The organism is Ereboglobus luteus (assembly GCF_003096195.1).
Classification (GTDB): domain Bacteria; phylum Verrucomicrobiota; class Verrucomicrobiia; order Opitutales; family Opitutaceae; genus Ereboglobus; species Ereboglobus luteus.
Genome location: NZ_CP023004.1, coordinates 2,010,684 through 2,028,220 on the forward strand (window position 1 = coordinate 2,010,684; position 17,537 = coordinate 2,028,220).

13 protein-coding genes are annotated in these 17,537 nt (G+C 59.7%); 7 read left to right on the forward strand and 6 right to left on the reverse strand.

Going from position 1 to position 17,537, the window contains the following annotated elements:
* Nucleotides 1-16 precede the first annotated feature (16 nt).
* Nucleotides 17-1,042: an MDR family NADPH-dependent oxidoreductase gene (locus CKA38_RS07480; RefSeq protein WP_108824911.1), complete on the forward strand. Its 1,026-nt coding sequence runs from the start codon at nucleotides 17-19 to the stop codon at nucleotides 1,040-1,042.
* A gap of 158 nt (nucleotides 1,043-1,200) precedes the next feature.
* Nucleotides 1,201-2,856 (forward strand): LysM peptidoglycan-binding domain-containing protein, encoded by a 1,656-nt coding sequence (locus CKA38_RS07485; protein ID WP_108824912.1) that lies wholly within the window; start codon nucleotides 1,201-1,203, stop codon nucleotides 2,854-2,856.
* 31 nt (nucleotides 2,857-2,887) lie between these two features.
* Here CKA38_RS07485 and CKA38_RS07490 read toward each other — a convergent pair whose 3' ends face one another.
* Nucleotides 2,888-3,376 carry a VOC family protein gene (locus CKA38_RS07490; RefSeq protein ID WP_108824913.1) on the reverse strand — a complete coding sequence of 163 codons (489 nt, stop codon included), beginning with the start codon at nucleotides 3,374-3,376 and terminating at the stop codon, nucleotides 2,888-2,890.
* A gap of 93 nt (nucleotides 3,377-3,469) precedes the next feature.
* Complete coding sequence (locus tag CKA38_RS07495) at nucleotides 3,470-5,200, reverse strand: ComEC/Rec2 family competence protein (RefSeq protein WP_152032723.1); 1,731 nt, start codon at nucleotides 5,198-5,200, stop codon at nucleotides 3,470-3,472.
* A 125-nt stretch (nucleotides 5,201-5,325) separates the two neighbouring features.
* On the opposite strand from CKA38_RS07495, the gene CKA38_RS07500 reads away from it, so the two are divergent.
* Nucleotides 5,326-5,946, forward strand: coding sequence for a hypothetical protein (locus CKA38_RS07500; RefSeq protein ID WP_108824915.1), 621 nt, complete (start codon nucleotides 5,326-5,328; stop codon nucleotides 5,944-5,946).
* 145 nt (nucleotides 5,947-6,091) lie between these two features.
* Here the strand turns inward: CKA38_RS07500 and CKA38_RS07505 are convergent, their stop codons facing one another.
* Entirely contained in the window at nucleotides 6,092-7,378 is a 1,287-nt protein-coding gene (locus CKA38_RS07505; RefSeq protein WP_108826487.1) for a beta-ketoacyl-[acyl-carrier-protein] synthase family protein, read from the reverse strand.
* Nucleotides 7,379-7,388: 10 nt separating this feature from the next.
* Nucleotides 7,389-7,739 (reverse strand): acyl carrier protein, encoded by a 351-nt coding sequence (locus CKA38_RS07510; protein WP_108824916.1) that lies wholly within the window; start codon nucleotides 7,737-7,739, stop codon nucleotides 7,389-7,391.
* Between the two features lie 131 nt (nucleotides 7,740-7,870).
* On the opposite strand from CKA38_RS07510, the gene CKA38_RS07515 reads away from it, so the two are divergent.
* Complete coding sequence (locus CKA38_RS07515) at nucleotides 7,871-10,324, forward strand: AAA family ATPase (RefSeq protein ID WP_108826488.1); 2,454 nt, start codon at nucleotides 7,871-7,873, stop codon at nucleotides 10,322-10,324.
* 46 nt (nucleotides 10,325-10,370) lie between these two features.
* On the forward strand, nucleotides 10,371-11,783 hold the full coding sequence (locus CKA38_RS07520; protein WP_152032724.1) for a hypothetical protein: 1,413 nt from the start codon (nucleotides 10,371-10,373) through the stop codon (nucleotides 11,781-11,783).
* Nucleotides 11,784-11,890: 107 nt separating this feature from the next.
* Here the strand turns inward: CKA38_RS07520 and CKA38_RS07525 are convergent, their stop codons facing one another.
* Complete coding sequence (locus CKA38_RS07525; RefSeq protein ID WP_108824918.1) at nucleotides 11,891-12,508, reverse strand: transposase; 618 nt, start codon at nucleotides 12,506-12,508, stop codon at nucleotides 11,891-11,893.
* Between the two features lie 136 nt (nucleotides 12,509-12,644).
* On the opposite strand from CKA38_RS07525, the gene CKA38_RS07530 reads away from it, so the two are divergent.
* Together CKA38_RS07530 and CKA38_RS07540 are read left to right on the forward strand one after the other, a co-directional pair.
* Nucleotides 12,645-13,778: an ATP-binding protein gene (locus CKA38_RS07530; protein WP_108824919.1), complete on the forward strand. Its 1,134-nt coding sequence runs from the start codon at nucleotides 12,645-12,647 to the stop codon at nucleotides 13,776-13,778.
* 646 nt (nucleotides 13,779-14,424) lie between these two features.
* Nucleotides 14,425-16,257, forward strand: a complete 1,833-nt coding sequence (locus tag CKA38_RS07540) for a phosphoenolpyruvate carboxykinase (GTP) (protein ID WP_108824921.1) — start codon at nucleotides 14,425-14,427, stop codon at nucleotides 16,255-16,257.
* Nucleotides 16,258-16,439: 182 nt separating this feature from the next.
* Here the strand turns inward: CKA38_RS07540 and CKA38_RS07545 are convergent, their stop codons facing one another.
* Nucleotides 16,440-17,420, reverse strand: coding sequence for an acetylxylan esterase (locus CKA38_RS07545; RefSeq protein ID WP_108824922.1), 981 nt, complete (start codon nucleotides 17,418-17,420; stop codon nucleotides 16,440-16,442).
* Between the last annotated feature and the right edge of the window lie 117 nt (nucleotides 17,421-17,537).

A 17,537-nucleotide genomic window follows, 5' to 3' on the forward strand; every position in this document is an offset into this window, starting at 1 on the left:
ATCGAAAAAAATTCCAATGACAACAAACTACACAATTCCAACCACGCCGAACGCGGTTCGTTACCACGCCACCGGCAAACCCGATGAGGTTTTGAAATACGAGGCGGTTTCCGACGACGCGCGCGAACCCGCGGCCGGCGAAGTGCTCGTGCTCATGGAAACGGCCGTCATTCATCCGTCCGACCTCGGAATGATCGGCGGCACCTACGGACGCCTGCGCGCGCTGCCCGCCGTCGCCGGACGCGAGGGCGTGGGCCGCGTCGCCAAGCTTGGCGCGGACGTGACAAAATTTAAAATCGGCGATCGTGTGCGCATGCCCGAGGACGCGGGCGTGTGGCGCGAGGCAATCGTCGCGCGCGCGGACGACTTGATGTCAGTCCCTGCTGATCTGCCCGCGGAACAGGCGGCGATGGCGTTCATCAATCCGCCGACCGCCTGGCTGTTGCTGCACGAGTTTGCGGACCTGAAGCCCGGGGACTGGATTATTCAAAACGCCTCCAACTCCGCCGTGGGCGAGTGTGTGATCCAGCTTGCGCACGCGCTCGGCCTGCGGACGGCCTGCCTTGTTCGCTCGCCGGAAAAACACGAGGCAAAGCTTCGCGCGATGGGCGCGGATGTCGTTGTGGCCGACGACGACAAGGCGCTCAAAGCCGTGATGCCGCAACTCGGCGGAGCCGCGCCGCGCCTCGCGCTCAACAGCATCGGCGGCATGAGCGCGATCACGCTCACCCGCTCGCTCGGCCAGGACGGCCAGCTCGTCACTTTTGGCGGAATGACGGGGGACGCGATTCGTTTCCCCACGCGCGAGTTCATCTTCAAAAACGTGGCGCTGCGGGGATTCTGGATGGACCGCTGGGCGCGCTCGGCGAAACCCGGCGCGCTGCAAGCCGTGTTTGACGCCGTGTATGCGCGCCTGCGCGACGGCTCGCTCAAGATGGCGGTCGATTCCGTGTATCCGATAAACCAATACGCCGAGGCGCTCGCCCGCGCCGGCGGCTACGGCCGCAACGGCAAAGTGCTTCTGCGCGGTCCGGGCGCGTGAGTTGCGATTGCCGCGCCCCGGCCTGCCGGGGCCGCGGTTGTCCCCGCGCAAAAACGCGGTTGGCTGTCATAAAAAAATTGAGATGACTCGCATTTGCATTCAGTGTCATTAACTTCCTCATCGTTTGAAGCCACGACACCACGCTTCGAAAATCCATCATGACACGCATACCGCCCTTTATTTTTGCCTGCGCGCTGACAGTTCTTTTGCTGTCTCCGGCCATCGCGCCGCTGTGCGCGCAGGACGGTTCGCCAGTCAGCCCGGTGAGCCCGTCGGGGGACAATGCCAAAACATCCTCCAGCCCGATCCAGCCCGTCGTGGAACTCACCACAATCCCGGAGACGGATCTCGAACTGCGCATCGAGATGGCGAAGTTGAAGGGCGAAATACGAAAGACCGCCAAGGAAAACGAGCGCGCGCAAACCGAGTTGAACGAAACCATCGAATCGCTTCGCCGCGAAAACGCCGAGTTGAAGCGGGCCGCGATCAACCGTGAAAACGAGCGCAACATTCTCATCCAAAAACTCGCCGCCGCGCAACTCGCCGCGCAGGACAAGGACAAGGCGGACGAAAACGTCACCACCATTTCGACCGAGTTAAAATCGGCGCGCCTCACAATCGACTCGCTCAAATTGCAGATCGAAAAACTGACCGCCGAAAAAGAAACCGCGACGGGTGCCATCGCCCAAAACAACCAGGCCATTGAGGACGCGAACGCAAAACTGGTCGCCGCCCGGAAGGAGATGAGCACGCTGCGCATCGACCTCGCCGCCGCGCGTCAGGGCTCGATTGCGCTGGGCGAACAAATTCAGGCGCTCCACGCCGAAAACCAGCGCCTCGGAGCGCAGCTTGGCGATGACGCGGCAAGGCACGCAAAGACTGTTGAAGCGGCAGAGGAAAGTCTGGCCGCAGCCCAAAGAGAAACGGCCGGGGCAAAGGCGGAAATCGCGACACTCACCGCCCGCATTGCCGAGCTGTCCGCCAAAAACGAAAGCACCGTCCGCGAACACGGCGATGTTCTCGGCGCGCGCGACGCGCTTCAGGACCGGCTTGCAAAAGCGGAAACCAAGCTTGCGGAAACCGAGACCGCGCTTGCCGAAGCCACCAAGGCGCGCGACGAACTCACCCAGGGCGTGGCCGCGTTGGAGAAACAAATCGCCGACGACGCGGCGGCATCCACCGCCGCGGCGGACGAGTTGCGGAAACAAATGGCGGACGCGGAGGAAAAACTCGCGGCATCATCGCGCGCCCATCAGCTCAAGCAGGAGGAACTCGACGAGCTGCAAAAACAGTTCGACGCCGCCGGGGAAAAGAACGCGGCGCTCACCGCGCAGCTGGCCGAGTTTGAAACGAAATTTGCGGAGGCTGAAAAACTCGCAGCGGACGACAGGGATGCCGCCAAGGAAACCGCCAGGCAGCTGGCCGTTGCCCAGGAAAATTTCAAGCAATTGCAGCTCCAGTCGGCCGATGTCGCCGGGGAGAACGTGCGGCTGAAAACACAGATCGCATTGATCGCGCAAACGCAGGCGCAGTCCCGCCCGGCAGCCGCGCCGGCCGCCCGCGCCCCCTCTCGTCCGGCGCAGCCGCAACCCGAGGTTTCCGCGCAGCCGGACTCGCAGACCGTGGTCGCAAGCGGAACAACGGCGGCCCCGGAAACGCGCACGCACACAATCGCGGCGGGTGAAACGCTTTCGTCGATTGCGAGAAAGTATTACGGCGGCAGCGAGCACTGGAGCCGCATCTACGAAGCCAACCGCGACCAGCTCAAAAGCCCCGACGCCCTCAAGCTCGGCATGACGTTGCGAATTCCGTGAGACCGCGGCCGCCTGCGCGCGCCGCGTCAGTTTATAATTGCAGAATCTGTTTTAACGCCGGCACCGGCATGAATGTGCGTTTGGCCGTGGCTTCCAGATTCCCGCCCTCCTCATCGTATATTCTCTTTAGGAAGATGGGCATTGCCTCGCCGATTTCGATCAGATGCCCGTCGATGTCATAAAAACGCACCGCGCGCTGCCCCCATATTTCCGTGTTTATTTCGTGCAGGAATTTGACGCCGTGCTCCTTGAGCCTCTTGTGGATGGCGTCGAGGTTCTCGGTTTCAAAGCACAGCTCAAAACGGCTCGGGCTTTCCGAATTATAAATGTTTTCCGAGCCAAGCGTTTTCGAGACGATGTTGTCATCCATTATCTGCCACAGGGTGAGGCCTTCCTCGAACATATAGTTTAAGTCGCCGTTGTTGAGCGTGACAGTAAAGCCAAGCAGTTTTGTGTAGAACTGGCATGCCTTTGGGGCATCCTTTACAAACAATACAGGGGTGCAATGTTTCAGTTTCATTGTAATTAAGTTAACAAATGAAAAGTGCCGCGACTAGCGCCCGCATGGCAAGGCCTATGTTGAGTGAGCTCCGTTTGTGTCGCGCCGGAGGTGTCAATTGCCGCGCGCGAAAAATGCCAGAACCAGGACAGCAACACTGACGGGCAGCCAAAACCCGCCGCTCCGCCGCGCCCATTTTTGCGAATAGCCGCAAAGCATGGATGCGAGCAGCAGCGCGAGCGCGCAGTAGCCGATCCATTGCGGCGAGAAATGCGCGGGCATGGCAACCACCGGGATTTTCAAAAACATCTCCAGCGATTTTTCCATTGTGCAAAGCAAGAGCGCCGAGGCGTGATTAAAAAGGACGCTTAGGGGCGTGATTCCGATGATCCCGAAAAACAGCGAAATAAAACCCGAGAGAATCACAAGCGCCGCGGCGGGTATCAGCACGAGGTTGGCAAGGAGCGCGCCGGGCGTGAAGAGCTTGAAATAAATCGTGCTGCAAATCGCGCTGACGAGGCTTGCCGCGATGCTGATGCCGAGCGCGGAAATAACCGCCCGGTGCGCGACAACGGCTTTTTTCTGAAGCCAGTTGCGCGCCACCTGCGGAGTGTCGCGAAACAGCACCCAGCGCGCGAGCCAGGTTTCACCAAGCGGAAGCCCGAATAAAAGTAGCGCGGCCACGATGCTGTATGACATTTGAAAACTTGCGCTGAAGAGCTGCATGGGCGCGACCAGAAGCGTGGCGAGCGCCGCAAACGCGAGCGTGGCGATGGCGTTTGCCGGCAGTCTGAGCAGCAACGACGCCTGAAGGAGCGCGACCATCGTGAACGCGCGCGTGGCCGAGGGGCTCGCCCCGGTGATTTGCACATAGACGTAGAGTGCGAGCGTGCCGGCGATCACGCGCGGCCACACGGGCAGTCGCAAAAACAAAAGAAGGAACTGGATGCCCGTGGCGATCACGGCGATATGGAGACCCGATATGGCAAACAAGTGCATCGTGCCGCTGCCGAGAAAGAGCGCGTGCTGCTGCTCCTCGATGTCCTGTTTTTGGCCGAGCACCATTGCGCGCAAGACGCCCGCCTGTTGCGGCCGGTGGTCGAGCCCGGCGGAAAGAATTTCGGAAAAACGCTGCCGTGTTCGTTCGTAGAAAGCGGCGGTGGCGGTTGGCTGTTTCTCCACGCCGAGCAGCCGCCCGCGCGAAAACTTGAAGTTCATGCCCGAGGACGCGAGGTATCCGTCAAAGGAATCCGTCGCGACGCGGCGTGGCAGCGAATAAAGCACGCCGATGGCGGTGATCTCGGAGGAGCGGAGTATCGCGGGCGGCATGTTTTCTTTTCCTCCGCCGGGTGCCGCGGGTAGCGAGAGGGAATAATAAACGCGCTGTCCGACAAGCTCCTTTAAATGCGGCGCGGCATCCGTCACGCGGGCCAGTCCGCTGATTCGCGGCGCGGCGGATTTGCCCTGCGCGCCGCGGACGCCCTGGGCAAAGGTGTGCGTGACTCGCAGCGTGAGCCGGGCTTCGCGCGGCGGAAGCGCATCGTAGGCGGCGAGCCGGCTGCGATTGATTTCGTAGGACGCCGCCCCGCTTAAAAACACGCTTAACACAAGCGCGGCGAGACCGCTCCAGTGCCGCGGTGCCAGGGCGATGCTCGCGAGCGCGAGCACAAGCGCGCCACCAAGAATCCAGCCGGCAGGCAGCGCGTGCGGGGCGGTTTTTGCGGCCGCAAGCCCGGCCATGAACGGAATCAATATCCAGAGCAACGGAGCCCGATGGCGCAGCGAGCGCAGCTTGGGCATTGTCCGCGGGGAGGCCTCCGGGGTGGCGTCTTGGGGCTGGCTCACGCCCAAGATGAAAACGGCGAACAAATTTTGTGCGAGGTTTTTCAGGCGGTGGAAAAATTCAAACACCAATTGATTTTCGCTTTGCCAAGGCAAAGCAAAGAACTACATCGATAAACCTTTTGCCCATGCTTTTCTTTCGCCGCCTTTTTTCCAACAAACTCAGCCTCGTGCTGCTGGCCCTCGGCAGTGTTGTTTTTGCAAATGCCGTCCAAGCCCAGGCGATGGTGTATTCGACCAACACCGGGACAATTCCCGGCACGGCGATTGAATACACGGTGACGCTCGAGGACGACGTGACCTCGCGGCTCGCGATCCGCTTCAAAATGAAGAACAACTCGGACAAACCCTACTTCATTGCGCGCGGCGCGTTTGATGTGCCGGGCCACATGTCCGTGTTTTTTTCGACCGACGACACGCCGATCATAACGAGCACGGGCGATTGGGCGAGCGAGCTTCTGCCCGGCGGCGTGGTCATGGGAAACCTGCCGCTGCTGCCCGGAAAAACCATCAACGAGATATTTCCGATCGGGGTGTATTACGACAAGATTTACAAGAAGCGCCGCGAGTCCAACGTCTACATTTACTGGGGCATTACGATGCCCAGCAGCAGCGACGACGCGCAACAAGCCGTATTGGAGGAGCGCCCCATGCGCCCTGTTCAGCATGAGCTCCTGCCCCGCATAGGCGGCATGCTGGCCCTTCCAAAAAATGAAAATGGCGCGACGGTTTACAACCGCCGGAAATAACGCGCATTGATTTTCCATTGTTTACCCAAGGTCTCGCAAGCTCGACCTTGGGCTGACGAATGACACGCCTTTGGCGCGCGGCAAATGAACACGCAAGTTAGCGCCTATGAGGGATTGCCCTGGCGCATCGATTCCAAATAACCGCTCATCCCACCGCGCGCAGCACGTGGCACACGTTGCTGCCGCCGAAGCCGCTGCTGTTGTTCAACACGAGGCGCGGGCGCTCATTCAGCGTTTCGCGGGGCAAATCCAGGCCTTCGCACACGGGGTCGGTGTTCACTAAATGCGGGTTGCCGGGGATGAAGCCCTCGTTCATCGCCAGCACGCAGAACGCCGTTTCCATCGCTCCGGCGAGTGACAGCGGATGTCCGGTCAGCGCCTTGGTGCTGCTGATTCGCGGTTGCTTTTTGTTTGTGTCAAAAACCGTCTTGATCGCCAGCGCCTCGGCGCGGTCGCCGACCGGCGTGGAGGTGCCGTGCGCGTTGATGTAGTCAATTTCCCCGGTGCTTGCGCCGGCGTCGGACAGCGCGCGTTTCATCGCGTTTGCGAGACCGCGCCCCTCGGGATGCGACATGGCCACGCTGTGGCCGTCCGCCGCCTGTCCCCAGCCGGCGATTTCGGCAAGCGCGCGCGCGCCGCGCGCCGCGGCGGTCTCGGCATCCTCCAAAATCAACGCCACCGCGCCGCCCGCGCCCACAAAACCGTCGCGCGCCGTGTCGAACGGACGCGATGCCACGTTCGGGTCGCTTTGCGGCGAGAGAGCGCGCATCGCCGCAAAAGGCAGCAGTGTTTCCGCGTTCAGTTCCTCGCCCGCCACCACGACCGCGCGATTGAGGCGGCCGAGCCGGATGTCGTCGCACGCGTAGCCGAGCGCATGGCTGCCCGACGCGCACGCCGACACAAACCCGCACACCGAGCCGGTGATCTTGTAGTGCGCCGCAAGGTTGAAGTTCAGCGTTCCGCTGATCGAGCTCACCACGCCCATCGGGTTGCCGCGTTCGCCGCGCGTCCTGTCCATTTGGCTGAGATGCCCGTGCAGCATCATCGCCGAGCCCGCCGATGCGCAATACAGGCCCGCCGCGTCGTCGTTCGCCAGCGTCTCGCGCGCCAGTCCCGCGTGCTCAACCGCTTGGTCGATCGCGCAGATCGCATACACGCCGTGCGGCGCCAGGCCGCGCAATGTCTCGCGGGCGATCTCGTAGCGCGCGGGCCATTTCCAATCGCGCCAGTTCATCGATTCCACGACAAAATCCTTCACCGTGCCCGCCACCTTCACGGGGACGTTCGGGTTTCCGAAAAATTCCACCCGCTCGAAACCGTGCCGCCCCTCGCGCAGGCTCGACGCCACGCCCGCCCAGTCGTTTCCGATCGGCGTGATAAACCCCACGCCCGAAATCACCACGCGCCGGCGTCCGTTTTTATCCGTGGGCATGACGCGCGCCTCACTCATTTTTCGGCCCGAGTTTTTTGGCGATAAATTCCTTCAGGCTTCCGACTGTGCTGATCTGCATGATCTCGCTTGTCTCGATGCGCAGCCCGAATGTGTCCTCGATTGCGAAGACCACCTCGGCCACCGCGAGCGAATCGTAACCCAGGTCCTCGACCAGTTTTTGCTCGTCGGTGATCGGCGCGTCCGAGGGTTTCGGCAGATGTTCGCGCACCATTGCAATGATTACGATTTGCACCGCATCCACGTCGCCTGTTTCACAATAGCGCGCGTAGGCCTCGCGCACTTCGGGCTCATAGCGCGAGAGTTTTTCGGATGGGTTGGTGTCGGGTTGCTGCGGAGACATAAGGAAGGAAAGCAAAAAGATTGTAGGCCCCGCCACAAGTCCCGATTGAGGAAAGAATCGAACGATTTCGCCGTTGGACTTTTCCGGTGAATCCGCTTTTTTCAGGGTTCATTCCGCCCAATTCCTCGCACGTGGCCAATTTTCAAAACACACGCTCCGCCTCCGCCGCACATGCCGACAAACTCACCGGCGTGCTTGAGCGCATCATCTTTCTTAACGAGGAAAACCACTACACCATCGCCGAGTTCCGCCCCGACAGCGACGGCGCCAAACCCGCCGAAAAAATCACCATCGTCGGCGCGCTCCCCGGCGCGCAATGCGGCGAGACGCTCCACCTCGCCGGCCAGTGGACAAAACACTCGCAGCACGGCGACCAGTTCAAGGTCGAGTCCTTCAAAGCTGAGCTGCCCTCGTCCGTTTACGGCATCCGCAAATATCTCGGCTCAGGACTCGTCCCCGGCATCGGCAAGGTTTACGCCAACAAAATCGTCGACGCGCTCGGCACCGACACGTTTCGCGTGCTCTCCGAGGAATCCGCCAAGCTCCGCAATATTCCCGGCATCGGCAAGGTCCGCGCCGCCGCGATCAAAAAAGCATGGGACGACCAGCGCGCCCTTCGCGAAATCCACATCTTTCTTCAGACCTACGGCGTCACCACGTCGCAATGCGTGAAGCTCATCGACCGCTACGGCCACGAGGCCATGCCGATCCTGAAAAACGAGCCCTACCGCGTCGCCCGCGAAATCGACGGCATCGGTTTCAAAACCGCCGACCGCATCGCCATCAACCTCGGCTTTGCCAATGACGCCCCGCCGCGTCTCGACGCCGGCATCCTCTTCGCGATGGACGAGCTTCAGGAGGAAGGCCACACCGCGCTCCGCGAGGCCGACCTCATCGACTACACCGCGCAACTCCTCGAAACCAGCTCCGAGCTTCTCGCCAACCGTGTCGCCAAGCTCATCGAGACCAAGCAACTCGTCGCGCATTTTCAGAGACCAGAATACCAGAGGCCAGAATGCCAGAAGCCGGAGGGACGAAATCCAGAAACTGTTTTCACCAATCCCACCGACGCCACTCTGCCGGAGTCCGACTCTGGTCCTCTGGCCTCTGGCACTCCGGCCTCTGCTATTCTTCCGCTCATCCAGCTTCCGCTTCTCAATCGCGCCGAGCAAAAAATCGCCGCCACCATCGCGCGACTCGTTCGCGTTCCCAGCGGATTGCCGCCCATCAAGGACGAGATCGCCGTCGAGTGGGCGGAGAAAAAAGCGGGCATCAATTTTGCCGACAAGCAACGCGCCGCAATCCTCGCCGCGCTCCGCTCAAAAATCTCCATCCTCACCGGCGGCCCCGGCACCGGGAAAACATCGTCGCTCCGCGCGCTCGTCGAAATCCTCAAGGCCAAGCGCGTGCGCGTGCACCTCGCCGCGCCCACCGGCCGCGCAGCGCAGCGCCTCGCCGAATCCACCGGCGGTTTCGCCAGCACCATCCACCGCCTCCTCAAATACGATCCCGCCAAGGGCGGTTTTTCCGCCAACGAGGACACGCCACTCTCCACCGATTTTCTCATTGTTGACGAAGCCTCGATGCTCGACACCCGCCTCGCCGCCTCGCTGCTCCAAGCCATCCCCTCGCGCGCGCACCTGCTCCTCGTCGGCGACACCGACCAGCTCCCCAGCGTCGGCGCCGGCAACGTCCTCAAGGACATCATAGCGACTGCGTCGGCGCTGCCGCCTCCGTCGCAAATTCCAAATTCCAATACTCAAATTCCAAAAAACGGCGCATCCGACTCCGGATCATTCCGCATTCCCGTAACCCGTCTTGACGTCATCCACCGGCAGAAGGGGCAGAGCCAGATTGTCATCACGGCGCACGCCATCAACAACGGCGATCCGTCGCTTCCGCCATCGGCGCACGAACTCTCCGCGATTCAGGCATGGGGCGACCTCACGTTTGTCATCGCCGATTCGCCCGACGACTGCCTGCGCAAAACCATCGCGCTCTGCACCGAGTTCATCCCCCGCCATTACGACTGGTTCGACCGCATTCGCGACGTGCAAGTGCTCGCGCCCATGCACAAGGGCGTCGCCGGCGTCGGCAACCTCAACACGCAGCTCCAGACCGCGCTCAATCCGCACGCGCGCGGCTACCAGTCGCTCTCCGGCCGCTACCGCACCGGCGACAAAGTCATCCAGCTCCGCAACAACTACGACAAAAACATCTTCAACGGCGACATCGGCGCCGTCACCTCCGCCGACCCCGAGACCGGCGCGCTCACGATCGACTTCGACGGCAACATCCAGACCTTCGAGAAAAACGAAACCGGCGACCTCGCGCTCGCCTACGCGATCAGCATCCACAAGAGCCAGGGCAGCGAATACCCCGTCGTTATCATCCCGCTGCTCAAGGGCCACTTCATGATGCTCCAGCGCAACCTACTCTACACGGCGATCACGCGCGGAAAGAAAAAAGTTTTTATCGTCGGCGAACCCGCCGCCTACGGCATGGCCGTGCGCAACAACGAGTCCAAACTCCGCAGCACCCACCTGCGTGAGAAGATCACCGCCGCGCTTTTGCAAAGCCTTTGAGCAAAAAATCAACAAAACTCGGCCCAGCCCCTTTTTGCTCTCTGACATGAAAAATATCTTCATCAGCCCCTTGTGGATTATCGTTTGCGTGGTTTGCGCATTCCCACATTCTGATTTGCCCGCACAATCAAAAGACATCGTCGGACAACTCCCAACATTCAATGTCACCCACAATCGCGATCCATCGAATATGGATCATCTTGCACCACTGAATTTTCAAGACCTTGACGGATATTATGAGGCATTGGAGCGCATACTCGTTGGACCGTATGATGCTGCAATGTGGATTATATACTCAGGCGGACTTCCGGAATCTGCGTTGATTTTATTTCGAGACACAAGCACAACACCCGCACAATGGATTTTGGAAAACGCCCGTGCAAAGCAACATATCTGGTATTGGAAAAGCAACCGATCTGAATTTGCCTCGGCAACAACCGATGTGGAGCGCCGCAATATCAAAATTTCAGATCATTGTGCGGGAAAAATAATCAGCATTTGGGCAGAGGCTTTGCGAAATGTGCGCACACCCGATTATGAGCCCGTGATTTTGGACGTAGGAAGCGTGTTTTTTTATTGCAATAATCGCTATGGAAGACTCGCAAACAATACAGGCGGAAAAACCATCAATATCGCCAGACTCGGTGTGAAATTATGGTCCCTGCCACTGGCAAATAACGAGGCGGAGCACACAATGCGCATAAAAGAGTGCCGGGATATTATCGACGAACTCAAGCGCACCAGCTTTCCCCAACCGGATCCCGCCCTTTTGCCACGTGTGCCCGTTAGAACGGCGCCTTCCCTTGCTGATGATGTGTCAAACGCCAAAAAACTTGCCTCGTATCATGCGCCGCTAACCGACTCTGATCTGCGGGATGCCGTGGCCCGTGTAATTGTTGAAAAGAGCGATTTCCGTTTGCCAATTGATCCCGCAAACGCGGCAAAGTTGCTCGCAAAACAGTTTTTCGATCAACCTGCAGACATTCAATTTTCAAGCATTAGCACTGAAAACTGGCACGCTAAATGGCAGATATTTGCAGGCGCACTTGTGGCAAATGCAAAAGCCCGGAGCCTCAACTCGCCAAGCTTGCAAAAATGCCTCCAAGCCTTGAATGAAGGCCGCAACCAACAAACAATTTTGTATCCAATCAAACACGAGCAGCGCTCAGACCACACTCTTTCTCCTGAAATAATCGCATCAACGAAAAAAGATGTCGAAACCGACTATCAATCGGCATTGGAACACTGGAAAAATCATCCTGAAAAGTGGCATAATGAACGCCTGGCAATCATCCCGGTTGCCGCTTATGCAGCAAGCTCGGCAAGGGGCGAATGCTGGATAATCGTATGCAAGTGGGAATATAGCGTTGCCGGAAAATCATTGCCGCTTCGCCATGTGATGGCGTGGGCTCTGGATGCCCGAACTTCCGAAGTCATCGCTTATGTTACCTGCGATTGATTTTGCTGCATCAGCCGAAAGGGGGCAAAAAATGGACGCCAAAACAAAAAATGGGGCAGCAAAAAAGGGGTCGGGCCTGAATGGCGCTTAGTTAAGGGCGATTGTCGTCATTTGTTGCGGCGGGATTTTGAGAGGACCATTTCATGTCTGGGATTGGTGAGCAACTGGTGGCTTTTGGGCCGTCGTTTTTTGGCGCACGGCTCCGATCGCCCCAGTCTAAACGGCACCTGGTCCGAGGCGATTGCCAGCAGCATTTCGAGCAGAAGCCTTTTGTTCTGGCGCACATCCGCACGGTTCAGCCATTCGGCCCACGCGCGCATGGCGTCAACCGCACCCATGAAGCCGAGCCTTTCAACATCGGCGCCGTGGGTTTTTGCCGCCTCGAGCATGAGCGCGCGCACCGTGTTGTGGGCTATCGCCTGCATCCAGATTTCCTTCTCCACCATGCCGGGAGTCAGGCAGCGCGCCACGTCCAGACCAAGCGATATTTTTATGTCCCGGAAAAACAGTTCAATTCTCCAGCGCCGCAGATACAGTTCGATGATCGCCCTGTCGCAATACGCCGCCTCGTCGGTGAGCGTCGTGCACAGCCTGATGTGGGGAAAAAAGGGGGGGGGAAGGGGGCCGGGCTGAGTTTTGTTGATTATCGATTTATGCATTAATATGCGTGTGGGGCTGCGATTGGTAGCAAAGCGTGAAGGGAAACGCATTTTTTGGGATACCATGCCTCACGGTATTCCCAAATGAACATCACTCCGATGGCATTTAATCAAACAGCTAACAATCGTAATTACATTCCCGGATCCGTCCAAATGAAAAACACACTTTACATTTAGACGACTAAATGTAAAAAGCAATTTCATGGTAAATCGCCCTTTTTGGCTCAAGCAAATCACCGATTCATGGGAAAAGGCACCCATCGTGTGGCTTACCGGTGTGCGACGCGTCGGCAAAACCATGCTTGCCCAAGCCCTGCCCGACACTCTTTTCGTGAACTGCGACCTGCCCTCGGCGTCGCGCGAACTCGCCGATCCCGAGGTGTTCTTCTCAAATACCGATGCCTCGCACATCGTTCTCGACGAGGTGCACCAACTCCCGGATCCGAGCCGCGTGCTCAAAATCGCGGCCGACGCATTTCAGAACTTGCGCATTCTGGCAACCGGCTCCTCGACACTCTCGGCCACTGCGAAATTTCGCGATTCGCTGACCGGGCGCAAACGCGAAGTCCGGCTTACGCCGGTGCTGTTTTCGGAACTGGAAAATTTCGGTGTTCGCGACATCCGCGCCCGTCTGCTCAGCGGCGGACTTCCCCAACCGCTTCTGGCCGGCGTCCGCGACCCCATGTATTATCAGGAGTGGATGGATTCCTATTTTGCGCGCGATGTGCAGGAGTTGTTTCGTGTTGGAAAACGCCGTGAATATCTCCTGCTCGCGGAGTTGCTTCTGCGCCAAAGCGGCGGGCTGTTTGAAGTCACCAGCCTGTCCCGCGACACGGGGCTCACGCGTCCCACCGTTCTCAATTATATGGAGGCGCTTGAAACGACGCATGTGATACAAATCCTGCGCCCGTGGAGCGGCGGCGGCACGCGCGAGTTGTTGCGCCAGCCCAAGGTTTACGGTTTCGACACCGGCTTTGTCTGCCACGCGCTCGGATACGAAACATTGCACGACAGCAACCTCGGACTGCTATGGGAACATCTTGTGCTTGACGAGTTGCGCAGCCAACTGCCTGCGCGCGACGTTTGTTATTGGCGCGACAAATCCCAGCGTGAAATCGACTTTGTCCTGCCGCGTGGACGCGGCGCATGCGACACCGTCGAATGCAAATGGAATCCCGATTCGTTTGATCCCGCGCATCTGCGCAACTTCAGGGGACTCTATCCCGAGGGGGAAAATTGGGTAATTTCGCCGCGCGTCCCCCGACGTTACACCCGGCGTTACGGCGACTTGAGCGTCCATTTTGCAACGCCGTCCAAATGGGATTTGCAAACTTGAGAACCGGCGCGGGGTGAAAATGGAGGGAATGGTGACGGGCTGGGGTTTGTTGATTTTCGGTTCAGTCATCAATGCGGGCAAAGTCGATTTTGCGTTTGTGCATTGCCCGGCTTTGCTTTTGGAGCGAGCAAGGACGGCACGAGGTGGATTTTGTCATCGAATCCGGACGCGATGTGTTTGCGGTGGACTGCAAGAGCGCCACGCGCTGGAGCTCCGCCGACCTTTCCGGGCTCTTGCGCGAACCCCGTCCTGCAAAGCGGCGATTCTTGCCTATAATGGCACAACCGCCGTTCGCCTTGATGAACGCCTCTTTGCGATTCCGTCAGGGGTGTTGATTTCATGATTTTCGCAGGGGAGGCGGACTCTGGACGGGGACGCGTCCCGAAAATGCGGCGCCCGGCGGCGGGATAAATCCCGCCGTCAAAGCGGCGATGAATCGCCGCACTCCCCGGCATCGGCCCGCGAGGCGCGTCTACCCTCCGTCGTCAACTCATAAAAAACGCCGTCCGAAAAAACAAATGATTGAATTGCGGCGCGAAGCCTTCGTAAAATACGCGTTCCTTTTCTGTCTCGTCATTTCCAAAGATAGAAACACACGAACAAAACCAAAACATCAGAAACACTCACACAACCCAGTTTCCACCCGATGAAAACAAACATACCATCCAACAAACCACTCAGCGAAAACGCCAAGCTTCTCGCCTGGGTCGATGAAATGGCCGCCTTGTGCGAGCCCGCCGCCATCCACTGGGTCGACGGCTCGCAAGCCGAATACGACGATCTGTGCAACAAGCTCGTCGCCGGCGGCACCTACACCAAACTTAACGAAAACCTCTGGCCCGGCTGCTACTACGCCCGTTCCGACGCCAGCGATGTCGCCCGCGTCGAAGAGCGCACCTTCATCTGCTCCAAGTCGCAGGACGACGCCGGCCCGACCAACAACTGGGCCGACCCCGTCGAAATGCGCGCCAAGCTCACCGGCCTCTTCAAGGGCTCGATGAAAGGTCGCACCATGTATGTGCTCGGTTACAGCATGGGCCCGATCGGCTCGCCCATCGCCCAAAACGGCGTCGAGCTCACCGACTCCGCCTACGTCGTCACCAACATGCGCATCATGGCCCGTATCGGCGCCGCCGTGTTCAAGGAAATCGACAAGGGCGAGAAACCCTTCGTCCCCTGCCTTCACTCCGTCGGCGCTCCCCTCGCGGAAGGCCAAAAAGACGTCATCTGGCCCTGCAACCCCGACAAATACATCGTCCATTTCCCCGAGACCCGCGAAATCTGGTCCTTCGGCTCCGGATACGGTGGAAACGCCCTCCTCGGCAAAAAGTGCTTCGCCCTCCGCATCGCCTCCAACATGGCCCGCGACGAAGGCTGGATGGCCGAGCACATGCTCATCCTCGGCGTTGAAAACCCGAAAGGCGAAAAGACCTACGTCTCCGCCGCCTTCCCGTCCGCCTGCGGCAAGACCAACTTCGCCATGCTCATCCCGCCCAAGGCGCTCCTCGACAAAGGCTGGAAAGTCTGGACCGTCGGCGACGACATCGCATGGATCAAACCCGATGCCACCGGCACCCTCCGCGCGATCAACCCCGAGGCCGGCTTCTTCGGCGTTGCGCCCGGCACCTCCGTCAAGACCAACCCGAACGCGATGGCCTCGCTCGCCAAGAACACCATCTTCACCAACGTCGCCCTCACACCCGAAGGCGGAGTCTGGTGGGAAGGCATGACCGACGAGCCCCCGGCCGAACTCATCGACTGGAAGGGCAACAAGTGGACGCCCGCGGACGGCAAGAACGGCGTCAAGGCCGCTCACCCGAACGCCCGCTTCACCGCGCCCGCCGCGCAATGCCCGACGATCGACCCCGCTTGGGAAGATCCCGCCGGCGTGCCCATCAGCGCCTTCATCTTCGGCGGCCGCCGCCCCGACACCATGCCGCTCATCTACCAGGCCAAGAGCTGGGAACAAGGCGTTTACATCGCCGCCACGATGGGCTCCGAAATGACCGCCGCCGCCGCGGGCAAAGTCGGCCAAGTCCGTCGCGACCCGATGGCCATGCTGCCCTTCTGCGGCTACCACATCGGCGACTACTTCCAGCACTGGCTCAACATGGCCAAGAAGGCCAAGATGCCCGCCGTGTTCCACGTCAACTGGTTCCGCAAGAACGCCGAAGGCAAGTTCATCTGGCCCGGCTTCGGCGAAAACGCCCGCGTGCTCAAGTGGATCGTTGGCCGCGCCGTCGGCTGCGACTGCGCCAAGGCCGCGGAAAGCGCGATCGGCTACCAGCCCTCCTTCGATGATATCGACTGGGACGGCGCCAACTTCGACAAAGCCATCTTCGACGAGCTCCAAGCGGTTGACGTCGAGAAATGGAAAGCCGAAGTGGCCGACCAGGAGACCTTCTTCGCGAAGGTTGGCAGCAAGCTCCCCGCCGAGCTCAAGGCCCAGCGCGAAGCCCTCAAGGCCCGCCTCGGTTAATAAACGACAATCGACACGTTTTAACACAAACGAACCGGCCCAAAGCCGGTTCGTTTTTTTGTGTCTTGCCGGGGGGGCGCGCTACGTCGCCGCATCGAAACACGTCCAACGGATGCGCGAGGGCGCGGCGTTTGCCTCTCGCAATTTCCGGCGCGCTCACCCCGCCCAATGCGGACGCAGTTTCACAATCCGCGCATGAACTCAAAAATTTTATCGTGCATGCCGGGCAGCGGCTCGTGGGCGAAATCCGGGTAAAACACCATCTGCTTTTTCGATTTGATTTTATTGTAGGCGGCGAACTGCGTCGATGGCGGGCAGACCGTGTCCATTAACCCAATGCCGAGCATGATCCGCGCCTTGATGCGGTGCGCGTGATGCTGGCAGTCGATGTAGCCGAGCTTTGTGAAGATCGCCTCTTCGCGTTCGTGGAGCGGATCGTGCTGGCGGAAAAAATAGCGCAACTCGTCATACGCGTCTTTTGCCTGGTCCATTTGCCAGACGCGCTGGTAGTCGCAGAGAAACGGATACACGGGCGCGGCGCGCTTGATGCGCGGTTCGAGCGCGGCGCACGCGAGTGTGAGCGCGCCGCCTTGCGACCAGCCGGTTGCCCCGACTCGTTTTTCATCGACCTCCGGAAACGTCATCACGGCGCGCGCCAGTTGCGCGGTGTCCAGAAACACATCGCGGAAAAACAGCCTGTGCGGATCGGGATCGTCGAGGCCGCGAATGATCTGCCCTCGCAGGGTGTTGCCCTTGACACCGCCGGTGTCCTCCGAAAGCCCGCCCTGTCCGCGCACATCCATCGCGGCCACGCAAAAACCCTGCGAGACGAGCGCGAGCTTGTCCTGCCAGTCGCCGCTGTTCCCCGAGTAGCCGTGAAAAAGAAGCACGGCGGGATGCCGTTTGTCCGTGTTTTCGGGCGTGCGCTCGGGCCGCAGGTATTTGGCGTGAATGCGGGCGCCGTGCGTGCCGTCGAACCACAGGTCGAAACATTCGACACCGGCGGGCGCGATGGTGCGGTTGGGGACGAGCTCGGCGTTGGCGGGCGTCGCGTCGAGCTCGCGCAGGGCGGCGCGCCAGTAGGCGTCGAAATCCGCCGGGCGCGGATTGGTGCCGCGATATTTGCGCAATTCGGGAAGCGGTTTGTCGAAGGTCAGTGGCATGGGAGAGTTTTTTGAATTTTTGAAATGGAGGGGAGGTGAACCCCCACAGCTAATGCGAGTCGGCGAGGGAAAGTCGAGCGTCCGCGCATGCCGGAGGGGCGTATGGATTGTGTTTTG

Coding starts and splice junctions, on each gene's coding strand:
- CKA38_RS07510 (WP_108824916.1), bottom strand. CDS start 7,739: ATGTCTCCGCAGCAACCCGACACCAACCCATCCGAAAAACTCTCGCGC.
- CKA38_RS07530 (WP_108824919.1), top strand. CDS start 12,645: ATGGTAAATCGCCCTTTTTGGCTCAAGCAAATCACCGATTCATGGGAA.
- CKA38_RS07525 (WP_108824918.1), bottom strand. CDS start 12,508: ATGGTATCCCAAAAAATGCGTTTCCCTTCACGCTTTGCTACCAATCGC.
- CKA38_RS07520 (WP_152032724.1), top strand. CDS start 10,371: ATGAAAAATATCTTCATCAGCCCCTTGTGGATTATCGTTTGCGTGGTT.
- CKA38_RS07480 (WP_108824911.1), top strand. CDS start 17: ATGACAACAAACTACACAATTCCAACCACGCCGAACGCGGTTCGTTAC.
- CKA38_RS07490 (WP_108824913.1), bottom strand. CDS start 3,376: ATGAAACTGAAACATTGCACCCCTGTATTGTTTGTAAAGGATGCCCCA.
- CKA38_RS07500 (WP_108824915.1), top strand. CDS start 5,326: ATGCTTTTCTTTCGCCGCCTTTTTTCCAACAAACTCAGCCTCGTGCTG.
- CKA38_RS07505 (WP_108826487.1), bottom strand. CDS start 7,378: ATGCCCACGGATAAAAACGGACGCCGGCGCGTGGTGATTTCGGGCGTG.
- CKA38_RS07485 (WP_108824912.1), top strand. CDS start 1,201: ATGACACGCATACCGCCCTTTATTTTTGCCTGCGCGCTGACAGTTCTT.
- CKA38_RS07540 (WP_108824921.1), top strand. CDS start 14,425: ATGAAAACAAACATACCATCCAACAAACCACTCAGCGAAAACGCCAAG.
- CKA38_RS07545 (WP_108824922.1), bottom strand. CDS start 17,420: ATGCCACTGACCTTCGACAAACCGCTTCCCGAATTGCGCAAATATCGC.